The 22,533-nt window shown below is 75.1% G+C and carries 21 protein-coding genes; 9 read left to right on the forward strand and 12 right to left on the reverse strand.

Annotated elements, in window-relative coordinates; genetic code table 11:
* Nucleotides 1-47: 47 nt before the first annotated feature.
* Nucleotides 48-1,475 carry a cytochrome P450 gene (locus ABD343_RS31265; RefSeq protein ID WP_344533015.1) on the reverse strand — a complete coding sequence of 476 codons (1,428 nt, stop codon included), beginning with the start codon at nt 1,473-1,475 and terminating at the stop codon, nt 48-50.
* A gap of 175 nt (nt 1,476-1,650) precedes the next feature.
* Between ABD343_RS31265 and ABD343_RS31270 the strand changes: the two genes are divergently transcribed.
* Nucleotides 1,651-2,619, forward strand: a complete 969-nt coding sequence (locus tag ABD343_RS31270; RefSeq protein WP_344533017.1) for an SAM-dependent methyltransferase — start codon at nt 1,651-1,653, stop codon at nt 2,617-2,619.
* Between the two features lie 32 nt (nt 2,620-2,651).
* On the opposite strand, the gene ABD343_RS31275 is transcribed toward ABD343_RS31270, so the two are convergent.
* Together ABD343_RS31275 and ABD343_RS31280 are read right to left on the reverse strand one after the other, a co-directional pair.
* Nucleotides 2,652-3,203, reverse strand: a complete 552-nt coding sequence (locus ABD343_RS31275; RefSeq protein WP_344533019.1) for a serine aminopeptidase domain-containing protein — start codon at nt 3,201-3,203, stop codon at nt 2,652-2,654.
* Between the two features lie 97 nt (nt 3,204-3,300).
* Nucleotides 3,301-3,462 carry a hypothetical protein gene (locus ABD343_RS31280; protein WP_344533021.1) on the reverse strand — a complete coding sequence of 54 codons (162 nt, stop codon included), beginning with the start codon at nt 3,460-3,462 and terminating at the stop codon, nt 3,301-3,303.
* Nucleotides 3,463-3,616: 154 nt separating this feature from the next.
* Between ABD343_RS31280 and ABD343_RS31285 the strand changes: the two genes are divergently transcribed.
* A complete protein-coding gene (locus ABD343_RS31285; RefSeq protein ID WP_344533023.1) occupies nt 3,617-4,891 on the forward strand; it encodes a hypothetical protein in 1,275 nt (424 codons plus the stop codon).
* A 230-nt stretch (nt 4,892-5,121) separates the two neighbouring features.
* A complete protein-coding gene (locus ABD343_RS31290; protein WP_344533025.1) occupies nt 5,122-5,805 on the forward strand; it encodes a histidine phosphatase family protein in 684 nt (227 codons plus the stop codon).
* Between the two features lie 91 nt (nt 5,806-5,896).
* On the opposite strand, the gene ABD343_RS31295 is transcribed toward ABD343_RS31290, so the two are convergent.
* Nucleotides 5,897-6,619, reverse strand: coding sequence for an ASCH domain-containing protein (locus ABD343_RS31295; protein WP_344533026.1), 723 nt, complete (start codon nt 6,617-6,619; stop codon nt 5,897-5,899).
* 93 nt (nt 6,620-6,712) lie between these two features.
* Nucleotides 6,713-7,987 carry a serine/threonine protein kinase gene (locus ABD343_RS31300; protein ID WP_344533027.1) on the reverse strand — a complete coding sequence of 425 codons (1,275 nt, stop codon included), beginning with the start codon at nt 7,985-7,987 and terminating at the stop codon, nt 6,713-6,715.
* Between the two features lie 194 nt (nt 7,988-8,181).
* On the opposite strand from ABD343_RS31300, the gene ABD343_RS31305 reads away from it, so the two are divergent.
* Nucleotides 8,182-8,892 (forward strand): SGNH/GDSL hydrolase family protein, encoded by a 711-nt coding sequence (locus tag ABD343_RS31305; protein ID WP_344533029.1) that lies wholly within the window; start codon nt 8,182-8,184, stop codon nt 8,890-8,892.
* Here ABD343_RS31305 and ABD343_RS31310 read toward each other — a convergent pair.
* Complete coding sequence (locus tag ABD343_RS31310) at nt 8,870-9,121, reverse strand: hypothetical protein (protein ID WP_344533031.1); 252 nt, start codon at nt 9,119-9,121, stop codon at nt 8,870-8,872. The genes ABD343_RS31305 and ABD343_RS31310 overlap by 23 nt on opposite strands.
* A 417-nt stretch (nt 9,122-9,538) precedes the next feature.
* Between ABD343_RS31310 and ABD343_RS31315 the strand changes: the two genes are divergently transcribed.
* Complete coding sequence (locus tag ABD343_RS31315; RefSeq protein ID WP_344533032.1) at nt 9,539-10,345, forward strand: S1 family peptidase; 807 nt, start codon at nt 9,539-9,541, stop codon at nt 10,343-10,345.
* A gap of 24 nt (nt 10,346-10,369) precedes the next feature.
* On the opposite strand, the gene ABD343_RS31320 is transcribed toward ABD343_RS31315, so the two are convergent.
* A complete protein-coding gene (locus tag ABD343_RS31320; RefSeq protein WP_344533034.1) occupies nt 10,370-12,754 on the reverse strand; it encodes an ATP-binding protein in 2,385 nt (794 codons plus the stop codon).
* A gap of 96 nt (nt 12,755-12,850) precedes the next feature.
* Here ABD343_RS31320 and ABD343_RS31325 point away from each other — a divergent pair, with 96 nt between their 5' ends.
* The 3 genes from ABD343_RS31325 to ABD343_RS31335 all read left to right on the forward strand — a co-directional run bounded on the left by ABD343_RS31325 (nt 12,851) and on the right by ABD343_RS31335 (nt 14,400).
* Nucleotides 12,851-13,033, forward strand: coding sequence for a hypothetical protein (locus ABD343_RS31325; protein ID WP_344533036.1), 183 nt, complete (start codon nt 12,851-12,853; stop codon nt 13,031-13,033).
* Between the two features lie 77 nt (nt 13,034-13,110).
* On the forward strand, nt 13,111-13,713 hold the full coding sequence (locus tag ABD343_RS31330; protein WP_344533038.1) for a TetR/AcrR family transcriptional regulator: 603 nt from the start codon (nt 13,111-13,113) through the stop codon (nt 13,711-13,713).
* Between the two features lie 15 nt (nt 13,714-13,728).
* Nucleotides 13,729-14,400 (forward strand): enoyl-CoA hydratase-related protein, encoded by a 672-nt coding sequence (locus tag ABD343_RS31335; protein WP_344533040.1) that lies wholly within the window; start codon nt 13,729-13,731, stop codon nt 14,398-14,400.
* Between the two features lie 35 nt (nt 14,401-14,435).
* Here ABD343_RS31335 and ABD343_RS31340 read toward each other — a convergent pair whose 3' ends face one another.
* On the reverse strand, nt 14,436-15,365 hold the full coding sequence (locus ABD343_RS31340) for a LysR family transcriptional regulator (protein ID WP_344533041.1): 930 nt from the start codon (nt 15,363-15,365) through the stop codon (nt 14,436-14,438).
* Between the two features lie 135 nt (nt 15,366-15,500).
* On the opposite strand from ABD343_RS31340, the gene ABD343_RS31345 reads away from it, so the two are divergent.
* Nucleotides 15,501-16,757: an MFS transporter gene (locus ABD343_RS31345; RefSeq protein WP_344533042.1), complete on the forward strand. Its 1,257-nt coding sequence runs from the start codon at nt 15,501-15,503 to the stop codon at nt 16,755-16,757.
* On the opposite strand, the gene ABD343_RS31350 is transcribed toward ABD343_RS31345, so the two are convergent.
* The 4 genes from ABD343_RS31350 to ABD343_RS31365 form a co-directional block, all read right to left on the reverse strand.
* Nucleotides 16,750-18,108 (reverse strand): lanthionine synthetase C family protein, encoded by a 1,359-nt coding sequence (locus ABD343_RS31350; protein WP_344533044.1) that lies wholly within the window; start codon nt 18,106-18,108, stop codon nt 16,750-16,752. The two genes, ABD343_RS31345 and ABD343_RS31350, sit on opposite strands and share 8 nt — an antisense overlap.
* On the reverse strand, nt 18,105-21,293 hold the full coding sequence (locus tag ABD343_RS31355; protein ID WP_344533046.1) for a lantibiotic dehydratase: 3,189 nt from the start codon (nt 21,291-21,293) through the stop codon (nt 18,105-18,107). Before ABD343_RS31355 ends, ABD343_RS31350 begins: the two co-directional genes overlap by 4 nt.
* A gap of 95 nt (nt 21,294-21,388) precedes the next feature.
* The gene (locus ABD343_RS31360; RefSeq protein WP_344533048.1) at nt 21,389-21,553 is read right to left on the reverse strand and encodes a hypothetical protein; all 165 of its coding nucleotides are present in this window, start codon (nt 21,551-21,553) and stop codon (nt 21,389-21,391) included.
* A gap of 142 nt (nt 21,554-21,695) precedes the next feature.
* Complete coding sequence (locus ABD343_RS31365) at nt 21,696-22,496, reverse strand: helix-turn-helix transcriptional regulator (RefSeq protein WP_344533049.1); 801 nt, start codon at nt 22,494-22,496, stop codon at nt 21,696-21,698.
* Nucleotides 22,497-22,533: the final 37 nt, after the last annotated feature.

Raw genomic sequence — 22,533 nt, forward strand, 5'->3', positions numbered from 1 at the left:
CTGGCGCGCAGTTCCCCGCGCCCCTGAAGCAGCCCCTTCGGGGCGCTTCATGGGGCGGTTCGAGGTGCCCCCTCGCGCGGCTCCGGGATCATACGGAGCGGCCCCGGGCCCAGCGTGCCGAGGGGGCGAGGCGTGAGGCTCGTTCCGGAGGTGGGCCGGAGACGCCAGCGGGCGCTGACGCCCGCGAGGGCCAGCACCATCTCGGTCAGAGCGAAATGCTCGCCGACGCACTTACGGCTTCCCCCGCCGAACGGCACCAGCGCGCCGCGCGGCGCCTCCCGCTCCCGATCGGGGGCCCACCGGTCCGGGTCGAAGCGCTCGGGTTCGGGGAAGAGACCGGGGTTCCGGTGCAGCACGTACGGGCTGTAGAGCACCGTCGTACCGGAACGGAGGCGGCGGCCCGCGAGTTCGGTGTCCGCCGTGGTGGCGCGGGTGAAGAACCAGCCCGGCGGATAGAGCCGCAGCACCTCGGTGATCACGTTGCGGGTGTGCGGCAGGCTGTCGAGGTCGTCGAAGTGCGCGGGGCGGCCGGCCAGCACCTCGTCCAGTTCGGCGTGGAGCCGCCGTTCGGCCTCGGGGTGGCGGCTGAGCAGCCAGTACGCGAACGCCAGCGCGTTCGCCGTGGTGTCGGAGCCCGCGCCGACGGTGACGATGAGCTGGTCGCGGATCTCGGCGTCGGAGAGCGGCTCCCCGTCGTCGCCCCCGCGGCGCGCGGCGAGCAGCAGCGGCAGGAGCGAGCCGTCCTCGGCGCCGGTCGCGCCCACCGCGCCCGTCGCGCCCTCGTACGCGCGCCGCCCGGCGACGGCCGCCTCGGTGACCTCGCGGATACGGGAGACGGCCCGCCGATACGCCAGGTTGCCGGGCGTCGGCAGGGCGTGGAGCAGCGGGACGGGGGTGAGGGTGCGGCGGTAGATCCCCTCGACGGCCACCGGCAGCGACCGCTGGAACTCGGCGACCGCGCGGTCCTCGGCCGCGGCCGACAGCACGCAGCGCGTGACGATCCGCAGCGCCAGCGCGTTCAGCTCGTCCACGATCCCGACCGCGTGGCCCGGCCGCCACGCGGCGGTCATCCGCGCGGTCTCCTCGCCCATCACCCCCGCGTACTCCGCGAGCCGCGCGGCGTGGAAGGCGGGCTGCATCTGACGCCGCTGCCAGCGGTGTTCGGCCCAGCGCGCCATGGCCAGGCTGTCCCCGAACAGGGCGCGCGCCTTGTCGAAGAAGGGCCCGCCCTTGTCGAACGTCCGGGAGTCGGCCAGCACATGACGCAGCAGCTCCGGCTCGCACACCACGTACGCCCTGGAGGGCCCGAGCCGGATCTCGACCAGGTCCCCGTGCTCGGGCAGCGAGGCCAGGAACTCCAGGGGCCGGGTGCGCAGATGCCAGGCGTGTCCCACGAGGGGCAGCGCGCCGGGGGCCACGCCCGTACGGGCGGGTATGTCGGAGAGGGCGGTCGGTGGCGTCTGGGAACGAGACATGAAGGGTCTCCTCTCGCACGGCGCTTGCCGTCTTCCCGCTCGGCGCGCGCGGGATGCCGCGTGCCCGGGCGCGCTCGATGCGCGGTGGGGGCGCGCAACGCCCGTACTCCTCCTATACGTTGGGGCCGACGGACGGCACGAGCGGACAACGCAGACGCAGGGACGGACGGACTCCATGGCCGACGAGGCACCCCAGGCACCTGAGGCACCCGAGGCACCCGTGCAGGGCATCGACGTCGGCATCGGCATCGACGACGGCCTGTCGCGGCGCATCGACACCAGCAAGGCCCACCCGGCCCGCGTCTACGACGTGTTCCTCGGCGGCAAGGACAACTACCCCGTCGACCGTGAGGCCGCCGCGAAGTCCCTCGCCGTCAATCCCCGCGGCTACCTCGACATCCGGCACAACCGCGCGTTCCTGCGCCGCGCCGTCGCCCATCTGGCGCGCGAGGAGGGCATACGGCAGTTCCTCGACATCGGCACGGGCCTGCCGACGCGGGAGAACGTCCACCAGGTCGCGCAGCGCGTCGCACCCGAGTCACGCGTCGTCTACGTCGACAACGACCCCTCGGTCCTCGTCCACGCCCGCGCCCTCCTCGTGAGCACACCCCAGGGCGCGACGCACTACATCGACGCCGACCTGCGCGACCCGGCCCGCATCCTGGAGGAGGCCGCAGGCACCCTCGACCTCGACCGGCCGGTCGGGCTGGTGCTCGCCGCGATCCTCCACTTCATCGAGGACGACGAGGCGTACGGCGTGGTGCGCGAGCTGGTGGGCGCCCTGCCGCCGGGCAGCCACCTCGTGCTCAGCCATCTGACCGCCGACCTCAACCCCGAGCGGATCGGCAAGGTCGCCCGGATCATGCGCGAGCGGGGCGTCTCCTTCGTCCTCCGCCCGCGCGAGGCCGTGCTGCGCTTCCTCACCGGGAACGGCCTGGAGGCCGCCGAACCCGGCCTGGTCCCCGTCCACCGCTGGCGCCCCGACCCCACCGCCGACGTCGACCGCATAGGCGGCCCCCACGCCGACGAGGAGACGGCGCCGCCGGAGGGGACGGACGTCCTGGACAGGACCCGCTACCTCGACATCGGCGACGCCACGGACGAGGACATCAGCATCTACGCGGTGGTCGCCCGCAAGCCCTAGCCCGTGCCCCTGCACGTGCCCGTGGCCGGACGTCAGGCGGCGGGGCAGAGCGCGGGCACCGAGATCCGGTCCAGCGCGGGCAGTTCGCCCGTGGGCGCCTCCTCCAGCGCGCCGCGCGTGAACTCCGGGTCCGAGGTCAGCAGCGCGCGGTGCGCGGGACACCCCGTGCGCTGGTCCAGCTCCTCCCGCCACGGCGGTACGGGGGAGGAGCGGGGCCGGGTCGGCAGCCCCGCGAGGATCAGCCCGTCCAGGCCCGGGGTGCCGCGTGCGGCGAGCTGCGCGGCGCACAGCGCCCCGGTGTCGGACCCGGCGACCACGCGCGGCCCCGGCAGCGTCTCGTCGCGGAGCAGCTTGGCGGCCGTGTCGAGCACGGAGGCGGCCGTGTCACGCTCGGTCTCCGGCCCGCGCGGCGGGCGGGTCGCGTCGCGCAGGGCCCGTACGCGGTAGCCGTCGGCGGCCAGGCGGCGGCCGAACCGCGCGTACACGCCGCCGTGTTCGCCGCGCCCCGGCAGGACGACGACGGTGCCGCGCGGGACGGTCCCGTCCGGTTCGTCCCAGGAGGGGAGAGGGTGAGGAGAGGTCATCGTGTCTCGATTCGTCAGCAAGAGATCGTCAGCAAGAGAGGGGCGCCTGCCCGGGCGCGGGCGGGAGTTCGCGTTCGCTACGGAGCGGTTCGGCGGGTCAGCGACAGAGGGACGCGCCCACGCGGCGCAGGTCGACCACGAGCCGACGGGTCAGCCAGGTGTCCGCGCCGCGGCACGGCGCGGACTCGACGGCCGTGCGCCGGAGTCCGCCGCTGCGGCCGCGCGGCCCGGAGGCCGCCGCGAGGGCTGGGTGCGGCATCCGCCCAGGATGCAGGAGCGGGGCGTCATCCGTCTATCGGCGGCTTCCGGCGCGGCCCGCGCGCCGCGCCGGAGTGACGCGACGAACTCATGAACCTCGCACACGGGCGGGAAGGATGGAGACGGGGCGCCCCCGGAGTGGTTACCGTGCAGGGGTGGTGATCGCCGAGTACGACATAGCATCCGGGACCGCGCTGTTGCTGGCGGCGGCCCCGAACGGCAAGAGCCGACTGATCGACGCGGCCTCCGTGCTGCCCGCGCTGGCAGCCGTGCCCCCGCCGTCCCTGACCGGCGCGGCCGCGTCGACCGTCGTCGAGCTTGCCGATCCCGTGGACCCGCAGACCGTCCTGACCCGCCTCCGCGCGGCGGCGGCGACGCCGGGCCCGCTCTTCGTCTGCGTCGCGGGACAGCTCCACCTGGACCAGAAGCAGAAGCTGCCGCACCTGGCGCTCGCCCGTACGACGCCGTCGACCGTGCGCTACACGGGACTGCCCTGGCACTGGCTGGTCAGCGAACTGGGCGCCCGCGCCGCCGGGACCACGACGGTCGTGGCCGATCTGGTCGCCGACGCCACGGCCTTCCAGCGGCTCGGCGCCGAGGGCCTCACGCTCGGCCCCGGGATCGACCTGTACGGGCACGTGGCCCCGCCGCCGCGCCAGCGCCGTACGACCGCGGCACCGGTCTATCTCCAGGCGTGCGCGGCCGTCTGGCGCGAGGGAGGCCGCCCGCCGTTCGCCGAGGTGCACGAACTGGCCGTCGCCCAGGCCGCGCACCCCGAGGCGCTGCTCCTCACCGCGGGCGCGCCCCTGAACGGCTCCGCGTCCCCGAACGGCTTCGCGCCGCCCGGCCCCGGGGAGCCGCAGGCCACGGCCCCCGCTCCCGCGCCCGAAACCGTCCTCCCCGCAGCGCCCGCAGCGCCCGTCGCGAACGGCACGGCCGACGCCAACGGCACGGCCGTGGCGAACGGTTCCGCCGCGCCCGCGCGCGAGGAGGTGCCCGACCCGCATCCGGCGATCCTCGCCGCCGCGCACGCCGGGCGGCACGGCGAGGCCGCCGCGATCGTGGCGCTGTGGGAGAGCGCCGCGCTGCGCACGCACGGCGCGGGCTCGGCCCAGGCGGTGCACTGGCTGGAGGTGCGCGCCGATCTCGCGCGCATCGGCGGGGACCCGGCACGGAGCTGCGAGCTGTGGATGGCCGCCGCCGACGCGCGCCTCGCGCTCCAGCAGCCGCCGGAGGACCCGGAGGTGCGCGGCGCGGCCGACCGCGCCCACCACCAGTGGACGCAGGTCCAGGACCCGGCGCGGGCCCGCGAGCTGGGCGACGGCCTGCTCGCGCTGCGCGACCAGGTGCCGGGCGCGCAGCCCGGCGCGCTCCGGGCGATCCGGCAGCGCATGGAATCCCTGGGCTCCGCGTCCGCCGCGCCCCGCTGAGCCGACGGGAGTCGGGCGCGGGCCGCGCCGCCCGTACGTCCGTGGTCCCGCAAGTCCCTTGCCGGGGCGCGGAATCCGGACTCCGCGTGCGCCGGAGCCTCCGCTGAGGGAAGGCGCTTGGGCCGCGCCGGGCGGAGTAGGGCACCATGGTCAACTACGCCGCGCGCCGGACGGTCCGACGCCGTGCGCCGAGCGGCTGTACGCGGAGAACATTCCGACAGAGAGGTGCCATGGAGCCCACGCGCGTACTACTGGTCAAGCACGGCGATTCGCACCACAGCCATGAGGGCGTCCACGGCGGTCCGCAGGGCTGCCGGGGGCTGACCGACCTCGGCCGGTGGGAGGTCGGACGGCTGCGGGACCGGTTGATGGGGACGCTCGACGGACCGGTGACCGTCTACAGTTCGGTCATCCCCCGGGCGATCGAGACCGCCAGGATCCTCGCCGAGGCCGTCGGCGGTGCGGAAGGCATGGAGGAGGGCACGGAGGTCGTCGAGGACTGCGGCCTGTGCACCTTCCACATGGACAAGCATCTCGACGGGATGTCCTGGGACGAGATACGGCGCGAGCACGCGACGCCGAACGGCGGGGTCTATCTGCCGTTCGAGCGGGGCAGCGAGTCGTGGAGCGATGTGGTCAACCGGGTCAGCAAGACCCTGATCGGCATCACCGCGCGGCACGCGGGCGAGACCGTGATCATCGCGGGCCACGAGGAGACCGTCGAGACGTCTCTGATCGCCTTCGGGGCGCTGCCCGTCTACCGCACGTTCGACGTCCAGGTCCACACGGCGTCCGTCACCGAGTGGTACACGACGGACGACCCGGCCGCCGAGTGGGACACCTCCACCAGCGCCTGGCTCCCGGCCCGGTGGACCATGACCCGGTTCGCGGACAGCGCCCACACGGAGGACTGAGGGCCACGGCCACGATCGGCGGGGACTGACGGCACCGCGCTGTCGGTCCCTCGGCCGTGAGTCCCGTCCCCCCCGTTCCCCGGTCCCCCGTTCAGCTCGTCAGGCGGAAGTCCAGGATCTCGACCTCGGCCTCCGGGCCCAGGCCGGGGTAGTGGCGGCCGAGCGCCTCGCGCAGCGCCGCACGGTCCCCGAAGCCGTCGCGCCGCGCGTCCTCGTCGGTCAGCGTGTCCACGCGCGCGGCCCGTACGCCCGTGATCTCGGCGGCGAGCGTCGTCGCCGTGCCGTCCGGGTGCTCGAAGACCAGCCGTACCGGCCCCGGGCGCGCGGGGTCGTGGACCCGGACGGTGCTGCGCTTGGTGCCCGCGCGCACGGCGTCCAGATACCGCTCGTGGAAGAAGAGTTCGGGCCCGCCGCCGGACGGCTCGTAGGCCCGCCAGTCGTAGGCGTACGGCAGGAGGTCGCGGACGCCGACCGCCTCCAGGCCGTTCCTGCCCCGGACGACGACGCGGGTGCCCGGGTGGTAGTCGAAGAGCATCTGGCGGCAGCGCCCGCAGGGCGGGAGCACGGCGGCCGGGTGCTTGAGGTACGCGACCACGGTGTCCAGCCGCACCGGGATCCGCCGCTCCGCCGCGCGCCCGATCAGCACCTGCTCCGCGCAGGGGCCGCCGGAGAAGTGATAGGCGTTCACGCCCGTGACCAGGGCGCCGTCCGCGTCGTAGGCGGCGGCGACCACGGTGTGGTCGTCGTCCTCGCCCAGCCCCTCGGCGACCTCGGCCGCGTGCCGCACCAGTGCCCGTTCCCGTTCGCTCAGCATGGTCGCCAACCTAGATCACGGCTCGGGGCGGGGCATCCGGATAAGGCGTGGGTTCCGGCCATCCGGTGAACCCGCTGCAGCGGAGAGATCCCGCTACCCGGGCAGGTTCTCCGAGCCGACCAGCACGAAGCGGAAGAGCTGGTTCGGCCCGCCGTGGCCGGGGTACTGGATGATCGGCGCGTGGTCGTCGGTGCGGAACTCATGGACGTCCAGCCGCTTGTCGGCGAACGTCCCGATCTCGAAGAGGCCCTGGCCGACCGGGTGGAGGGAGAACCGCTGGTTCGGCCCGCCGTGGCGGCTGTACTGGACGATCGGTGTGGAGTCCTCGGCGCTGGCACCCCAGACGTCCAGGCATTTTCCGGCGAACGTCCTGATCTCGTACAGCCCGTCACCGGCCGGGTGCAGGGTGAACTGCTGGTTCGGCCCGCCGTGGCAAGTGTGCTGGACGATCCGCGTGTGATCCTCGGTGCCGGCACCCCAGACGTCCAGGCACCTCCCGGCGAACGTCCAGATGTGGAACGGGCCCAACGGGGCGCTGTCGAGCCGTCGGAGCGCCTGCGCGAGGGCGGCGGCATCCGAGTGCCGCCGGGCGGGGTCCTTGTCGAGCAGGGTCAGCACCAGGTCGTCCCATTCGGGCGGGACGCCCTCGGACACCGAGCTGGGAGCGGGCGGCTGCTGGGTGGCGTGCGCGGTGATGTAGCCCATGGCGTCGGGGGCCTGGAACGGCGGCCGGCCCGTGATCAGCTCGAAGAGAAGGCAGCCCAGTGAGTACAGGTCGCTGCTGGGTTCGGGGTGGCCGCGCGCCTGTTCGGGGGCCATGTACGCGGGACTGCCCACGATGAAGCCCGTTCTCGTGACCCGGGTCGCGAGGGGGTCGGCCGCCTTGGCGATGCCGAAGTCGAGGACCTTCACGACGCCGGACGGGGTGACCAGGATGTTGGACGGCTTGATGTCCCGGTGCGTGATCCCGGCTCTGTGCGCTTCGTCCAGCGCCTCGCAGATCTGCGCGCCCCACCGGGCCGCGTCCGGCAGCGCGACGGCCCCTCGGCCCAGCACCGCGTCCAGTCCCTCGCCGCGGACCATCTCCATGACGAGGAACGGGACATGGCCGTTCTCCGCGTCCGCCTCGCCGAGATCGTGGACGGTCACCGTATGGGGATGCTGCAACTGGGCGGTTATCCGGGCCTCGCGCAGGAATCTGGCACGTTCCTGATCGCCGCGGCTTCCGCCTCCGGCGAGCGGGAAGATCAGCTTGACGGCGACAGGGCGTCCGAGCGTCTCGTCCCGCGCTTCCCACACCTCCCCCATCCCGCCCTCGGCGAGCTGCCGCACCAACCGGTAGCGCCCCGCCAGTAGCTGGTCCTCCACCGCCACGTCTCCCTGCTTCGAGCGTCGCTGCCTCTTCCGCACGCGAGCGGAGTGCCCGGGCGAGATCAGTTTCGCGCACGCGCACCGCTCCGTCAGCCACTCGGGAGCAGGCCGTCGCGCGTCCGACGGGACGACGTCCAGGGCCGGGCGGCGCCCCCTTGTCGAAACTAACCGATCGGTCGTACGTTTAGTTCGTGACGCCTCTGACTGAGACAGCGACCGATCCCGCCCCCAGGACCCCGCGTGCCGAGGAGGCCGACCCCTGGTGCCTCGCGCCCGCGCACGCGGCGCGGCTCCTCGGCGGCGCGCCCTGGCGCCGGTTCGCCGTGATCGGGGACAGCCTTTCGGCGGGCACGGGCGACCCGAGTCCCGGCTACGCCTCGCTGGGCTGGTCCGACCGCGTGGCCGACGTCCTGCGCCGCGTCCACCCGGACCTGGCGTACCTCAACCTCGCCGAGGTCGGCGCGACGACCGCGCGTACGCTCGCCGACCAGGCCGACGGGATGGAGGAGTTCGCCCCCGACCTGGTCCATCTGCCGAGCGGGGCCAACGACCTGTTCCGCGCCGAGCCCGACTTCGGGCGGATCGAGCGCGACCTCGCCCGGCTCTTCGGCCGCGCGGCCGGAACGGGCGCTCGCCTCTCGGTCTTCACCCTGGGCCGTGCCTTCGTGGTGCCGGGGTTCCCCGACTGGACGGAGCGGGTGCGGCGGGTCAACGCGCTCACCCGTGCCCTCGCCGCCCGGCACGGAGCCGTCCTCGTCGACATGTGGGACCACCCGGTCAACTCCCGCGCCGGACTGCTGAGCGCGGACGGCATCCACTTCGCCGCCTCCGGGCAGGCCGTGATGGCCGCCGAGGTGGTCAGAGGGCTCGCCGCGGCCGTCAACGCCCCTTGCCCGAGCTGAACGTGACGGGGTACGAGGCGGTGGCGCCCGGCTTGCGGTGCGGGCGTTTCCCGGACGAGTCCTTCTCGTCGAACGTGACGGGGTAGCTGCCCGACGAGTGCGGGCCCGGCCGCCGCTGGCCGTCCTCGCCGCCGGACTCCTCCCCGTCGTTGGTCAGCGCGAACACCGCCACGACGGCCACGGCCAGCGCGACGGCCTGCTGCCTCCTGGTCCCTGGCAGGGCTGGCACCTGGGCCCCCTTCCCACGCGCCCTCGTACGGAGGACGTTCGCCTTCCATCGTGCCCGACGGAGCCGCCCGGGGGACCGGCCACGCGAGGGGCGCTCGCCGGTCGCGTCGGTGCACCGTGGCGGCGGGACGCCGGGAGACGCGCGGCGCCCGCGGCCCGCGTGAGCGGGGGAAACCGGCATTGATCTTGCCTATCCGGGCGGATAGTGTGCTCGGCGCCCAGCCGGTCATCGGCTGTCCAGACCGTTCAACTGCGGTCCAACGGGGCAGACTTCACGTCTGAAAGGATCAGGCACATCACTACGTCGACACGTTCCGCGGGACGCCACTCCCGCCGGAAGAACAGGACCATACGGGCCGCCGCCGTCGCGGCCGTCTCCCTCGGCCTCGTCGCGGGCGCCACGGTCGCCTACGGCGCCGTGGACTCGGGCTCTCCCGGGACCCCCGGTGCCCCCGGCGCGGAGGGCGACAAGCAGGCCAAGATCATCGGCGGCGGCGAGTCCACGGAGAAGTACCCCTTCATCGCCTCCCTCCAGTGGGAGCGCGACGGCGACCCGAACAGCCACTACTGCGGCGGCACGCTCATCGCCGCCGACTGGGTCGTCACCGCCGCCCACTGCGTCACCTCGCCGGGCAAGGACGGCAAGCCGTACGAGATGCGCGACCCCGCCAAGTACCACATGCGGATCGGCTCGAACGACCGTACGTCCGGCGGCACCGTCGTCAAGGTGAGGCAGTTCAAGGTCCTTCCCGGGTGGAAGTACGAGGAGAACCGCAACGACGGCCAGGACCTCGCGCTGATCCGGCTCGCGGAGAAGGTCCCGCAGCGGCCCGCCCCCATGGCAAAGAAGCTGCCCGCCGTCGGCAGCACCGTGAAGACCATGGGCTGGGGCTACACCGACGCCTCCGACAGCGGCGCCGAGAAGCTGCCCGAGAAGCTCCGCGAGATCGACCTCAAGGTCCTCCGGCCGACCGCGAAGGAGTGCGAGGCGGACGCCGACGGCGACGACTCGTACGGCATCGGCAAGGGCGACTTCTGCTCCGACGACGGCGCGGACGGCGGCACCTGCGGCGGCGACTCGGGCACCCCGGCCGTGCAGAAGGCCAAGGGCCGCTGGCAGCTCGTCGGCCTCAACAGCCGCGCGCCCGGCGAGTGCGGCACCAGCACCGACATCTTCACGGGCGTCGGCGACCACCAGAAGTGGATCAAGAGCCAGATCGGCTGACCCCGGGGCGGCCCCCGAGGACCCTCAGGGGCCCTCGGGCCGCGCGGGCAGCGCTTCGGCGACCTGCGTACGGGAGGCGACCGCGAGCTTGCTCAGGATCCGTTCCACGTGGCTGTCCACGGTGCGCCGGGAGACCGTCAGCCGAGTGGCGATCTCGCGGTTCGTCAGCCCGTCGCGGACCAGCAGCGCGACCTCCGTCTCGCGCTCCGTGAGCCCCCGGTTCGGCTCGCGAGGCGTGAAGGCGGCGCCGGTGAGGGCCTCTTGGACCACGTCGTCGAGGGGGCGGGCCGCGGCCTCCGCCGCGTAACGGGCGTAGCGCGCCGCGCCCAGCGCGGTACGGGCCGCGCGGGCGGCGTCCTCGTGCGCGCGCTCCATGATCGCCGTGCCGCCGAGCCGCGCACCGGCCCGCTTCCACAGCGGGTCGGCGGCGCCCAGCAGCAGCGCCGTACGCGCGTGGCGCCGCTCGTGCGCGGCCAGCCAGCCCAGCAGCTCCAGGCAGTACGCGGTGCCCACTGCGTCGCCCAGGCTGTGCTTCAGATCGAGCGCCAGGGCGCCGACCTCGGCGCTCCGCTCGTACGCGCCGCGCCGGAAGAGGGCCGCGCCCCACACGTAGTGGAGGTAGCCGCGCACCCACGCCTCCTCGCTGTCGGGCGGGAAGCGGTCCAGGCCCCTGCGGCACCACTCCAGGGCGCTGTCCACGCTGCCCCGCAGCAGCCGCAGATAGGCGATCTGCGTCTCCAGGGTGACCAGCCCGACCGGGTCGCCCGCCTCCTCCAGCATCGCGAGGGCCTTCCGCGCCGCCTCCTCGGCCTCCTCGTGCCGCCCCCGGAACGTCAGGGAGAGGTTGAGATAGGCGAGGCCCCGGCCGGTGAGCCGCCGGTCGTCCAGCTTGCCGGCGATCTCGGCGCACTCGCGTGCCTCGTCGGCGGCGGCCGGGTCGGCCTGGAACGCGCCCAGGTAGGCGCTCTTGGCCAGGGCCCAGGCCCGTTCCCGTACGGGCGCGGGGTAGCGCGAGCGGACCTTGGCGTACCAGTGGCGGCCCTCGGTGTGCAGGCCCGCGATGTGCCAGTAGCCCCACAGCGCGGTGGCGAGCGCCGCGGCGGCACGGCGCAGCTCCGGGCGGGCCAGGGCGTGTTCGAGGGCACTGCGCACATCGGCCTGCGCGGCCCGCACCGCCCGGTACCGCTCGACCTGCCCGTCCGTGAGGAACGCGGCGTCGAACTCCTGGGCAAGCGCCAGATGACGCCGTACGTGCCGCTCCCGCACGGTCTCCGTGCCGCCCATCGCCTCCAACCGGTCGGCGCCGTACTCGCGCAGCATGTCCAGCAGCCGGTAGCGCGTGCCCCGTTCGTCGTCGGCGCGCAGCACGAGCGACTTCTCCACGAGCCCGACCAGGCCCCGCACCACCTCGTCGCCGTCCAGCTCCCCGAAGGCGCACACCTCGCGCGCGTCGTCGAGCCCGAAGGTGCCCGCGAAGACCGACAGCCGTGCCCAGACGAGGCGTTCGGACGCGTCGCACAGGCCGTGGCTCCAGTCGATGGTCGTACGCAGCGTCTGGTGGCGCGGCAGCACGCCGCGCCGCGTGCCCGTCAGTACCCGGAACCGGTCCTCCAGCCGGTCGGCCAGCTCGCTCAGCGGTACCGCGCGCAGCCGGACGGCGGCGAGTTCGACGGCGAGCGGGATGCCGTCCAGCCTGCGGCAGAGCCGGACGACGTCGGCGCGGTTGGCGGGCGTCAGGCGGAAGCCGGGGCGGGCGGCCCGGGCACGCTGGACGAACAGCTCCACCGCGTCGCCCGCGCCACCGGCCCGCGCCGCCCCCGTCTTCGCCGGATGCGTCTTCGCCGTCCTCGTCCCTCCGCCCTCCGCGTCCTCCGGCACCGGGAGCGGCGGCACCGGCAGATGGTGCTCGCCCGCGACGTTGAGCGGCTGGCGGCTCGTGGCCAGGACGGTGAGCCCGGGGGCCTCGCGCAGCAGGTCCCACGCGAGGTCCGCGCAGGCCTCGACCAGGTGCTCGCAGGTGTCGAGGACCAGCAGCAGGCGGCGGCCCGCCAGATAGCGGCGCACGGCGCCCATCCGCGAGCGCCCGTCCTGCTCGGGCAGGCCGAGGCGGGCGGCGAGGGTGTGGGGGAGGAGGTCGGGGTCGCGCAGCGCGGACAGTTCGAGGAAGCAGACGCCGTCCTCGAAGTCCCCGGCGGCCCGGGCCGCCGCGCGCACCGCGAGCCGCGTCTTGCCGACCCCGCCGGGTCCCGTCACGGTGATCATGCGATCGGTTCCCAACAGCTCCAGCAGCCGGGCCAGTTCGGCCGTACGGCCGACGAAGCCGTTCCGTTCCGCAGGAAGACCCCCCGCCGAGAGGCCCCTGTCGGGGAGAGCGCGTACGGCCTCGGTGTCGGTGGATGGCAAGGTCATGGCATCCCGAGCATAGTCCGCGAGGGGCCTCGGGCGGCGGACCCGATCTTCCGCCGTACGGAACGGCGTTCAGCCGCGAGCGGGCCACGGACGGCCGTGCACGCTGGACGCGGCGCGCCGTTTCCGCCGTCCCCGCGCCCCGACTACCGGCCGCTGGCCGTCGACGCGGTGGTCGATCTCGTCCATGACGGCGCCGTCCGGGCCGCCCGCCTCCTCGACCCCGCCGCGCCGCGCGGAGCGCTGGCGGCGACGAACGTCCCTTACACGAAGGGACCTTGACCCGGCATCCGGCCCATGTACTATGTCATCCCTCATAGTTACTCGACGGTATGCAACGGGCGAAGGGGCGGCGTGACGTGAGTCCGCGGAGGAGCGACAGCCGCGAACGGATGCTGGAGAGCGCCGTCGCGCTGCTGCGGGAGCACGGCGCGCGGGCGACCAGCATCGACCGCGTCCTCGCGCACAACGGCGCCCCGCGCGGCTCCTTCTACCACCACTTCCCCGGCGGCCGGGCGCAGCTCGTGGAGGAGGCGGTGGCGCGCGTCGGCGGGTACGTCGGCGGGCTCATCGAGGACGCGGCCGCCTCGGGCGACGCGCTGCGCGGCGTCGACGCCTTCTTCGGCCTCTGGCGCGAACGGCTCGTGGAGAGCGGGTTCCGGGCCGGATGCTCGGTCGTGGCGGTGGCCGTGGAGGCGAACGACGAGGCGCCGCAGCTCGCCCGTTCCGCCGCGGCGGCCTTCGCGCGCTGGACGGAGGCCCTCACGGACCTCTTCGCCCGGCAGGGCCTGCCCGAGGCCCGCGCCCGGCGGCTCGCCGCGTTCGTCATCGCCTCCGTCGAGGGCGCGGTGATCATGTGCCGCGCGGAACGCGACCTCGCCCCGCTGGACGCCGCGGCCGCCGAACTCCACGACCTGCTCGCCGAGGCGCTCCGGCCGCCCCGGCCTCGGCCCACCACCTGAAACCCGGGAGCAGCCATGCCCACGCTCGACCGTCAGGACGACGTCTTCCTCCTCGACATCGGCGCCACCGAGAACCGCTTCCACCCCGACTGGCTCACCGAGGTCGAGACGCACCTCGGCACGGTCGAGAGTGCGGAGGGGCCGCGTGCCCTCGTCGTCGGCGCCACCGGCAAGTTCTTCTCCAACGGCCTCGACCTGGACTGGCTGTTCGCGCACGCCGACGAGGCCGGTGCCTATGTGGCCCGCGTCCAGGAGCTGTTCGCGCGGCTGCTGTCGCTGCCCGTGACGACGGTCGGCGCGCTCCAGGGGCACACGTTCGCGGCGGGCGCGATGCTCTCGCTCGCGCTCGACTTCCGCGTGATGCGCGCCGACCGGGGCTTCTGGTGCCTGCCCGAGGCGGACATCGGCATCCCCTTCAGCCCCGGCATGTCCGCGCTGATCCAGGCCCGCCTGGACCCCCGTACCGCGCACGAGGCCATGGTCACCGCCCGGCGCTACGGCGGCCACGACGCGCTCGCCGCCCGCATCGTGGACCGTACGGCCGACGAGGACGCCGTCCGGTCCACCGCCGTCGAACTCGCCGCCGCGCAGACCGCCAGGGCCGGGGAGACGCTCGGCACCATCAAGTCGCGGATGTACGCCTCGGTGACCGAGGCACTGCGCGACAAGGACGTCCCGCTCGGCTGAGCGCGACGCCGGGTGGGCCGCCGGGCGGGCCCCCGTTACCGCGCCCAGTGCGGGGTCCACGTCCCCGCGCCGTCGTGTTCCGCGTACGCCGCGTCCAGGTGCGCGCGGAGCGCGGCGAGCGCCGGGTGCGGGTTGTCGGCGCGCCAGATCAGGGAGTGCGGGTAGACCGGCACCGGGTCCCGTACGGCGACGCGGCGCAGGTCGTCGTCGACCGGCCACACCATGCTGGTGCCCTCGCCGACGAACGTCGCCAGCGTCGCGGACTCCGCGATCGTGTCGAGGAGCGGGTCCGTGCCGAAGTCGGGGCCCGTCGCCTCGATGGTGAGCCCGAAGGCCGCCGCCAGATCCTCGTAGTACGCGGTCCACTCGGTGCCCGCGACCAGGCCCGGCATCCAGATCCGGTGTCCGGCGAGCTGCCCCGGCGTCACCGCGCGCGCCGAGGCCAGCGGGTGCGCGGGGCCGGTGAGGAGCTGGAGCGGCTCGTCGTGGACCCGGGCCGTCCGTACGCCGTCGGGGAGCTGCCGTGCGGGCGCGGTGACGGCGCGTACGGTCGCGTCGATCGTGCCCGCGCGCACGGCGGCGACGGCCGTCTCCGCGTCGAAGAGCGTCACGATGTCCAGCTCGGTGCCCGGGTGCGCGCGGTGGAAGCCGCGCAGCAGCCCGGCGGGCCGCAGCCGGCGGCCGATCACGTCCACGCGCAGCGCCCGGCTCCCCGGCCGTACGGACGCCGCCGCGCGCTCCTCGGCCCGGAGGAGGGCACGGGCGTGGGGCAGGAACGCCTGCCCGTCGATCGTGAGCCGCGCCCCGCGCGCGGCACGCGTGAACAGCCGTACGCCCAGCTCCCTCTCCAGCCCCGCGACCCGCTTGGAGACGGCCTGCTGGGTCACCGAGAGCTGGGTCGCGGCCTCCTGGAACCGCCCCGCGTCGGTGGCGGCGACGAAGGTGCGCACGGCATCGAGATCCACCCGCGGCACCCTACGCCCACAACCACGGGTTGTGCGGCGGGGAGCCGGACCGTTGTTTGATCAGGGGCTCCTCTCCCCGCTTGGATGGCTCCGGTCAACGGGAGGTTGTCCCAGGGAGCGCGGGAGGGTGCGGGCATGGGGGAGCGGCGGTCGCTGGGGCGGGGATTCGGGTGGCTGTGGGCGGCGTACGCGGTCAGCACGCTCGGCACGTATCTGGCCCTGGACGCCTTCCCCCTGATCGCGGTCCTCGTGCTGGACGCGGGGCCCGCGCAGGTGTCGCTGCTCGCCGCCGCCGGGCTCGCGGTCGGCGCGGCCGTGGCGGTGCCGCTGGGGCCGTGGGTGGAGTTCCGCCGCAAGCGCCCCGTCATGGTCGCGATGGACGTGGTGCGGTGCGCGGCGCTGCTGAGCGTCCCCGCCGCGTACGCGCTGGGGCGGCTCACCTTCGCGCAGCTCGTCGTGGTGTCGGTCGCCGTCGCCGCCGCCGACATCGCCTTCCGGGCCGCGAGCGGCGCCTGCCTCAAGGCGCTCGTACGCCCCGGGGACCTGCTCGCGGCGAACGGCCGCTTCGAGTCCACGACCTGGACCGCCACCGCGCTCGGCCCGCCGCTGGGCGGCGCCGCGATCGGCGTGCTCGGCCCGGTGACGACGGTCGTCGCCAACGCCGTCAGCTATCTCCTCTCGGCGCTCGCCCTGCGCGCGATCCCCGGCCAGGAGCCCCGCCCCGCGCGCCCCGCGAGGGCGGAGGGCACGGGCGGGCCGCGCGCGGGCGGGCTGCTGGAGGGGTGGCGGTACATCCTGGGGCACGCGACGCTGCGGCCCCTCTTCCTCCACACCGTCCTGTTCAACAGCCTGCTCATGGCGACCTCGCCGCTGCTGCTCTCGCTCATGGTCGGCGAACTCGGCTTCGCGCCCTGGCAGTACGGCCTCGCGTTCGGCGTCCCCTGCCTGGGCGGGCTCCTCGGCGCGCGGCTCGCGCCCCGGCTCGTCGCCCGGTACGGCCGCCACCGGGTGCTGCTCGCCTCCGGGACGCTGCGGGTGGTCTGGCCGGTGGCGCTGGTGTGCGTCGGTCCCGGCGCGGCGGGGCTCGCGCTCGTCATGGCCGTGGAGTTCGCGTTGATCGCCTGCATCGGCGTGTTCAACCCGGTCTTCGCGACCTACCGGCTCGAACAGACGGCGGACGACCGCGTCGCCCGTACGCTCGCCGCCTGGACGGTCTCCGGCAACGCGGCCCGCGCCGGGCTCACCGCGCTGTGGGGCCTGCTCGCGGCCCTCGTCGGGGCCCGTGGCGCGCTCGCCGCCGCCGGGCTCCTGCTGCTGGCCACCCCGCTGCTGCTGCCCCGCCGCGACGGCGACCGCCGGGAGGAGGAGCGGAGCGCGGAGCGCGTCAGTTGAGGAGCAGCAGCGTGTCCCAGCCGCTCGCGGGCGCGCTGCCCGTGGCGTACGAGTGCAGCGCGAGCGCGATGCCCGCGGCGCCGTCCAGGAAGCCCGGCATGTCCAGGTGGAGGTCGGCCGCGGGCTGGAAGTAGCGGTAGCCGAACGGCGCCCCGGGCTCGAAGCCGCGCAGCAGCCGGTCCGCGACCGCGTCGGTGGCGGCCGCGAGCCCCGCCTCCGGGTCGTCCCGCTCGCAGAGCGTCAGCAGGTGCAGTGAGCTGGACCAGCCGTGGCACAGCGCGTGGTCGTCGATGCCCCAGCCGTCCATGGGCCGCCGGACCATCGCCCGTACGGCCTCGGTCCCGGCCGCCGTCCACTCCGGGCGGCCGAGCGCGGCGCCCGCCATGGCGAGGGCCCGCGCGGTGCCCGCCGCGCCGTAGCACCAGGAGGGGCGCGCGGGCTGCGGCGTACGGTGGCCGCCCCGGTCCGCGTAGTACGGCAGCGGCACGTACGGGGTCCAGTACGGCCCGGCCTCGTCGCGCTCGCGCCAGGCCAGCAGCCACTCGGCCATCGCCGCGATCGTCTCGTCCTGGCCCGGGACCCGGACGCCCGCGCTCCAGGCGAGGGAGAGCAGCGCGAGCGGGCTCGGGACGCCGTGCCCCAGACCGAAGTTGACCTGCCCGTCGGCGAACTCCTCGGCGACGCGCGTGCGCGACGTCGGCCCGTACCACCAGCCCGGGACCTCGACGCCCCTGACCCGCAGCGGGTCCTTGAGCGACACCAGCGAGGAGAGCGCGGCACGCAGCGCCTCGTCGTGTGTGCGGCGGTGCAGCAGATAGCGGCCGATGCCGCTGAGCCCGCTCAGCCCGTCGACCACGGCCGGGTACGTGGGCATGCCCGCGTCCCGCGTCGAGGAGTGCAGGGCCACCAGTCGACGCGCGTAGTCCGCCATGCGCGCGTCGGTGCGGGCCAGCAGCGAGGCGTACTCGCCGTCGCGTGCCGCCGCCACCCGCACCGCGCTGGCCAGCGCGCCGACCCCGGCGAACGCGCCCAGCACGGACTGCTCGCGGGTGGCGGTCGCGGTGAGTTCGAGGAAGCGGTGCGCGGTCGCGCGGTGCTCGGCGAGGACGGCCCCGCGGCCCGTGCCCTGCCCCAGTTCGGCGTGGAGCAGTACCAGCGCCGGGTAGCCCCGGTTCAGCGAGCCCGCCTCCCAGACGGGGGCGCGGGTCTCGTCGATCTCCGCGTGCGTGCCGTTCGCGACGGTGGCCGCGACCACGCTCTCGGGGTCGCCCAGCCGCGCCGCGATCTCCGCGACGGTCTTCGCGGCGGCCTCGCGCAGCTCCGCGCGCGGGGGCGTGCCGTTCGGGCTCATGCGTGCTCCGCTCTGCCGAGGTGGGTACGGACGATGCCGCGCAGCAGCCCGTACGCGCGCCGTTCGGCGCCGGGGTCCATGCCGAGGAGGCGGTTGGCGTGCATGTGCAGCACGCCCGCGACGGACGAGCCGCGTTCGGTGGACGGCGCGCCTCCCGCACCGATGCCGAGCGCCTCGCCGTACGCGCGGGCCGCGCGGGACAGCCCGTCGCGGCACGCGGCGAGTTCGCCGGTCCCGGCGGTGGCGTCCGGGGTGTCGGCGAGCCGCACGGCGGCGCGCCGCTGGGCCGGGGGCAGCGCGTTCGTCAGTTCGATCGGATAGGCGTCCAGAACCCAGCGCCACCAGTCCCAGTCGCCCAGCGAGGAGAGGAGCGCCGCGTGGTTGAGCGCGGCGAGGGTGTCCGGCGGCATGGCGAGCCGTCCCCGCGCGCGGGCCGCGAGCTGGGCGGCGACCAGGGCGCTGTCCGCGTGGAAGAGCCGCTCGGCGGCGGCGAGCGTGTGCGGGCCGCCGTAGCGGTCGGTCTCCGGCTCGTAGGTGTCGAGGACGAGCTTGCGGATCGCGCCCTCGTCGGCGGCTGACTCCGCCCACTCGTGCAGTGCGGGCAGCACACGTTCGCGGAGCGCGCGGGGGTCGCCGTGGAACCGGACGCGCAGATGCGCGCCGGGGTCGAGGTAGCGCAGGAAGAACCAGCGGTCCACGTCGGGCCCGACCCGCGCGAGCAGCCGCGGCAGGTCCTTGGCCAGCAGGGGGTCGAGCCGGTCGCGCGCCGCGTACACCTTCGCGTACAGCCACTCGCCGCCCGGCGCGTGCCGTACGCGCGGCGCGGCGGGGGCCGGTGACCTCGGCGCGGCGGGCCGGGGACGGGTGGGCGTCAGCGGCACGACGACCTCGGTCGCGTACCCGTCCGACCAGCCCAGCGCGCCGGGGTCGGCGAGCGGCGACTCCTGTACGTGCGGCACCGCGTGGCCGGTGAACTGGGCGTGCAGCAGCCGCTGGTGCGCGGGCGCCGTCAGGTCCAGGTCGAGGTGGTGGTCGAGGACGGTGACGCGCAGCAGGTCCGGCACCGCGAACCGCTCGCGCCAGCGCTCCAGCGCCGCCCGCCACTCCTTCTCGTCGAGCCCGGCGTCGCGCAGCTCGGCCGGGGGCCGCCAGCGCGCGAGCGAGAGGACGGTCCGCCCGTGGCGTACGCGCGGCAGGTACGGCAGGACGTCGAGCCTGCTCCACTGCCACGGGGCCCATGGCTTCAGCCCGCTGGTGCCGATCCCGGCGAGGAAGCGGGCCGCGTTGGGCGCCTCGGTCGCGATGTTGAGCATGTGCGGGCGCAGCACCGAGACCTCGCGCCCGGTGGCCGCGTGGACGAGGAAGAGCCGGTCGCCGTCGGCGCCGACTGCGAGGTCGTCGAGGGCCAGGTCCGTCTCCCCCTCGCGGGCGTCCCCCGGGAAGCAGCCGACCGCGACCGCGTGCCGGGTGAGACGCGGCACGCGGGCGACGTTGCCGGAGCGCGCGTGGAGGGGCTGGAAGAAGAGCTGGACGGGAAGGGGCCCGGCCTGGTTCTCCGCGGCCTCCGCGTACAGCTCCGCGAGGTCCCGTTCCGCCGGTGCGCCGAGCGTGTGCGCGAAGCGGCCCGCCATCGCCCCGGCGCTGTAGGAGCCGTTCGACACCACGAGCCGGAAGTCCCCGGACTCCAGGGCCCGTACGGAACGGGCCAGCGGCTGGACGCACAGGTCGAGCGAGCCGGAGGGGAGGGGCTCGGCGCCCCCGCCGGGGGAGAGGCGGGCGATCAGCGCGTCGTCCAGGACGAGTTCGGCCCGCCCGCCGGACCCGCCGCCCGGGCCTGCGGCCAGCACCTCGTGCAGGGCCTGGCCCAGAGCCTCGTCGCGCTCCGCCGGGTACGGCACGGCGGGCGCCCCGCCCGCGCTCCGGTCGCTCGCCGGGACCTTGAACCCGGCGGGCGCGCCCAGGCCCCGGTGCGGGTCCAGGACCTCGCGCAGCGGGACGGGGTGGTCGGTGCCGTACCGGTCGAGGAACGCCCGGTGGTACTCGGTCAGATGCGGGTACTGCCCCTCGTCCGGTGCCAGCCGCCACAGCACCTCGGCGGCGCGCGTCACCTCGTCCGTGACCGCGTCCGGCAGCCGTACGTCGGCGTCGACGCGCAGATCGACGTGGACGGGCGGGCGGCCCTCCCCGGTACGCGTGCCCGTCGCGGCGGCGTGCGTCTCCCGCATCGCGGCGACGGCGGCGTGCCAGGCCTCGCGGCCCGCGCCGGGCGCGCTGTCCGCGTAGGCCGCGAGCAGCTCGCCGACCCGGCGCAGCCCGGCCGCCGTGGGCGAGGCGACGTCCGCGAGCCGGGAGTTGACGTGGGCGAGCAGGTCGGGCCGGTCCTGGCGGGCCGCGACATCGGTCAGCAGCACCTCGCGGTCCACGAGCCCGGTGAGCAGCCGGTCGACGTCGGCGTCCGCCGCCTCGGGGAAGCGCTCCTGGACGGCGCGGCGCAGCGCGGCGAAGGGGAGCGGGCGCCGGGCGGCCTCCACGGCGGCGCGGACGACGGGGCTGAGGCCGACCGTCATCTCGTGCGGCACCTGGGAGGCCGGGGCGGAGGCGCCGGGCGGGGCGGCGCCGCGCGCGGGGCGCACGTAGGGGAGGACGAGGCGGTCGCCGCGCACGGCGCACAGGTCGTTGGCGACGACGAGCAGGACGTCCCGTGCCGCGTCGTCGTGGTGCAGCCGTCCGGCGATCTCGTCCAGCCACGCGGCGTCGGGCCGCGCGTGCTTGCGGTGTGCGGAGCCGGTGCGCACGGCGGCGGTGTCCCCGCCGAGCCGGGCCGTACGGACCCCGGCCAGCAGGCCGAACGGGGTGGGGCGGCCGGTCATCCGCAGGATGTAGCGGGTCACGGCGAGCGCGGCGCGGCGCAGCTTGGCCTCGCCGACGGGCACGCCGTTCTCGACCTTGGCGAGGGTGTCGGCGAGCGAGGCGCTCGACACCTTCAGGGCCTCGCGTACGGCCGGGTCCTTCACCAGCTCCAGCAGATAGGGGCCCAGCGCGTCGGGCCCGTCGCCCAGGTCTCCCAGAGTGCGGGCCGCCGCCGGGTGCGCGACGGGGAGCGCGGCCATCCGCGTCACGCCGAAGCCCGCCGCCCGGAACGCGGCTCCGCCGCCCTCTTCCCCGCCCGTCCGCGGCACCGCCACCCCGTTCCCCCGTTCCGATCCGTTCCGTCCGTACCGTGGGCGCCGCCCACCCGCGGCCAGGGACAGCGGATGGGCGGCGTTCTGTCAGCGCGCGATCAGCAGCAGGGCACGCACATCGCGACGCCGACTCCGTAGGTGTTCACGGTGGTCGGGGTCAGGGCGGCGCTCTCGTCGAGCTCACGGGCGTCGTCGGGGACGACGGTGCCGGCCTCGGCGGATTCCACGAGCTCCACATCGAGATCGAACATGGTGCTGGGCATATCGGACCTCCCGTTGAATGAACCGCTTCAGTGGCATGTCCCACTGAAGACACGTCACCATAAGGTGCCCAACCGGCGGAGATCAACGGTCCGTTGTGATGCAGATATGTGCAACGTGCGGACAACTAGAGGCAGTTGTCCGTCAAGTTCGGTTGTGCGCGCTCGGGACGTGGCCGAACGCGCGGCGGAAGACATCGGTGAAGGCGCTGGGGGAGGACCAGCCGCAGCGGTGCGCGACCGTGGTCACCGGCAGGCCCTCGGCCAGCATCCGCAGGGCGTGGTAGAGGCGTAGCTGGGTGCGCCACTGGGGGAAGGTCATGCCCAGCTCGTGGCGGAAGAGCCGGCTCAGCGTCCGTTCGCCCGCGCCCGCCTCGGCGCCCAGCTCCGCGAGCGTGCGCGAGTCGGCCGGGTCCCGGTGGAGGAGCGCGCAGACGGCCGCCAGCCGGGGGTCGGCGGGCGACGGGAGCTGCACGGGCTGCTGCGGCGAGGCCCGCAACTGGTCGAGCAGCACGGCCCGCAGCCGCAGCCGCTCGGGGGACGGCGGGCCCTCCTCCGACGCGCGGGTGTACGCGAGGATCAGCTCCCGCAGCAGCGGCCCGACGGTCAGCACGCTGGGCGCGTCCAGGCCGAGCGGATTGGTGTCCGCGGGCAGGCCCAGCAGGTGCAGCTCCAGGTGCCCGTACGCCCGGTGCGCGTGCACGCAGCCCGCCGGGACCCAGATCGCGCGGGTGCCGGGTGCGAACCACGTGCCCGCGTCGGTGGTGACCGCGAGCACGCCCGAGCCCGCGTAGACGATCTGGTGGTCGTCGTGCCGGTGCGCGTCGATGCCCTCGCCCGCGGCCAGCACCCGGGTGTCGGTGGGAGCCTCGGACGTGTGACGGACCGGGCGCCCCCGGAACCGGGCCTGGCGGTCCCCGGGCGGGGGCTGGCGGTTTTCCGGCATAGCTTGGCACTTTATCGGAAGCGCGCCAATGCGGGGC

The organism is Streptomyces albiaxialis (assembly GCF_039530985.1).
GTDB lineage: Bacteria > Actinomycetota > Actinomycetes > Streptomycetales > Streptomycetaceae > Streptomyces > Streptomyces albiaxialis.